Origin of the sequence: Psychroserpens mesophilus (assembly GCF_050617655.1) — a bacterium.
GTDB classification, from domain to species: Bacteria; Bacteroidota; Bacteroidia; order Flavobacteriales; family Flavobacteriaceae; genus Psychroserpens; species Psychroserpens mesophilus_A.
The window spans coordinates 1-251 of the sequence record NZ_JBODQC010000346.1; the positions used below are offsets into that span (position 1 = coordinate 1).

The following is a 251-nucleotide window of genomic DNA, read 5'->3' on the forward strand; positions in this document are numbered from 1 at the left end:
ATCTGCTACACCTTCTAATAACTTTAAAATTACATATGCAGATTCTTCACTAATTACCTCTTTTGTTTTAGGAATAAAGTCTTTTAAAACTGTTCCGTTTTTATCTTCTATTCTTGTAATAATCATTGGTTTTACTCGTAAACCTTTATTAGCAAATGTGCTGTAGGCCCTTGTCATTTCTAACAATGATAAATCTACTGCACCTAATGCTATAGAAGGGTTTGCTTGAATTTCAGTTTCGATTCCAGCAG

The 251-nt window shown here is 31.9% G+C and carries 1 protein-coding gene; it reads right to left on the reverse strand.

Going from position 1 to position 251, the window contains the following annotated elements; translation table 11 throughout:
• Positions 1-251, reverse strand: a 251-nt coding sequence (locus tag ACRHNM_RS17520) for a penicillin-binding transpeptidase domain-containing protein (RefSeq protein WP_431137927.1), incomplete at both ends; no start/stop codon positions are given.